Genomic DNA, 2,012 nt, shown 5'->3' with positions numbered 1-2,012 from the left:
CGGCGCTTGGCGAAGAACCGGATTTCGAACCAATGAACTGACTGCTAGCACTGAACTTGATACGAAGCACAAAGCTTGATTTAAGCACTGAACCCGCTTTTTTGCCAAACGCCTGTTGAACTAAACCTCCGGTAGCTTTTCTGATTCACCGTTTCATTAACTTTGTTTTTATTAACCTTTTAAAAACCCATAAAATGGCTACAAAAAAAAATCTACTGAGGATTTAAGATCAAACAAATTCCTCAATCGTGCCTCGAGCGAAGTTAACGGTTTTGCCGAACTCCTGCAACGCTTTGAAAGAAATATTTCAATCCTGGGCAGAAGCAAACGCACCTTCGGTAATCAACCCGCAGAACCTGCCTGTCGGCAGAAAGGAACCCCTTCCAAAGGCTATCAAACGTCACAAAAAAAGCAGTCCTTCTGAAAAACTACTTTGTAGCTCTAAATTCTAAAAACGAAATCCCCATAAGAGGACCATAATGCTGTTGAAAAGCCACCGGAGCTTCCGTTCAACGGGCTTTCATTTCTTGTCTTGCAGACAAAACGAAAGCTTAGTTATTATCGGCAGTTACAATTTTTTATATTCAAATTTAGTGCTTCCTCGTAGTTTCATTTCTTTTTCACTCAAAACTCTGCCTAATTCTCTTTTTTCAGAAATAGAGTCTTTTTTATCATAATAATATTCGGTTAGAAATTCAACAAATTCATTTGGATTTCCAAAAGTGGTAATACAACTATCCCTTTCACTAATTAATTTGTTTTTTGTATTGTACTTGTAGTAGGTTTTCATTTGTTGATCACGATTAAAAACCCAATTATTAATAATTTTATTTTGTTTTGAATCGTATTTGAATTTTGAATGTTTAGCAATTCCACCATTTTCATATTCAGTTTCTTCAATAATATTTTTATCATTTCGTTTAAAAGTAGTTTTGAATTTTGAAACTCGATTTCCTTTTTCAATCAATTGATTATACTTGTCATATAAAAAATATTGAATGGTGTCATTATTATAGATTATGAATTTTAAATTTCCATTTTTGTCATATAGATAATCATACTCCAAAATGCTTGTTTTAAGTCCTCTTCTATAAATTGATTTTACTTCAGTAATTTTGTTTTTAGAATTATAAAAGTAAAAAATAGAATTGTTTTCATTAATTAGTCTATTTTTCCTGTCAAAAACCATTAATTTTATCTTTTGAGATAGAAGTGAATCTTTTTCATCAAAATGTTTTTCGAAAACTTTAATTTCATAAGATTTATTCTTTTCGGAATATTTATCCAATTTTAATTTTTCAATATCTCCTATGCAAGAATTAAATAATAAGATTGACGCTACATAGAAAATTTTCTTTAACATACTGCTGTTCTGTAATTGCCGATAACGGTTTGGGTATTGCCGAAGGCGGGGATTTTATCACTAAAGTTCAATCGAAGAACGAGAGTTGAACCTTGCACAAATGCCCAATCGAAGCCGCTCAGCCCCGCTTTTGGCAATACCTTGTTGAACTAAACCTCCGGTAGCTTTTCCCATTCGCCGTTTCATTAACTTTGTTTTTATTAAACCCTAAAAAACATATAAAATGGCTACAAAAAAAAATCTCCTGAGGAGTTAAGAACGAACAAATTCCTCAACCGTGCCTCTAGCGAAGTTAACGGTTTTGCCGAACTCCTGCAACGCTTTGAAAGAAATATTTCCATCCTGGGCAGAAGCAAACGCACCTTTGATAATTATTCGCGGCATGTCGCCGCCATAGCGCTGCACTTCAAAACACTGCCCACCGAACTGGATCCCGAACAGGTCAAAGATTACCTTTTTGAACTCCAGCAGCGCTCCAAAACACCTTCCCAGTCGTACTTCAAACATACCGTTTACGGACTCCGCTTCCTGCTGAAAACAGAAGGTCTGCCCTATAGTTTTCTGCATCTTCCCTCCATTGCTAAAGTGAACAAACTTCCTGTGATCCTGAGCCGCGAAGAGATCTGGCGCATGCTTCAAACCGCCGAAC

General features: G+C 35.7%; 2 protein-coding genes. One reads left to right on the top strand and one right to left on the bottom strand.

The features are described 5' to 3' along the window. Positions 1-568 precede the first annotated feature (568 nt). Positions 569-1,363 (bottom strand): hypothetical protein, encoded by a 795-nt coding sequence (locus L0951_RS13630; RefSeq protein ID WP_234111807.1) that lies wholly within the window; start codon positions 1,361-1,363, stop codon positions 569-571. A gap of 312 nt (positions 1,364-1,675) precedes the next feature. On the opposite strand from L0951_RS13630, the gene L0951_RS13625 reads away from it, so the two are divergent. After that, the coding region (locus tag L0951_RS13625; protein WP_410686747.1) for a phage integrase N-terminal SAM-like domain-containing protein at positions 1,676-2,012 on the top strand (337 nt) is incomplete at its 3' end.

The sequence above is a fragment of the Chryseobacterium sp. R2A-55 genome, assembly GCF_021401085.1.
In the GTDB taxonomy this organism is placed as follows: domain Bacteria; phylum Bacteroidota; class Bacteroidia; order Flavobacteriales; family Weeksellaceae; genus Kaistella.
Note: the sequence above shows the minus strand (reverse complement) of the source record. Positions and strands in the feature narration are given on the sequence as shown.

Bases quoted from the DNA above. Each gene is read 5' to 3' on its own strand.
- L0951_RS13630 (WP_234111807.1), bottom strand. From the start codon at position 1,363: ATGTTAAAGAAAATTTTCTATGTAGCGTCAATCTTATTATTTAATTCT.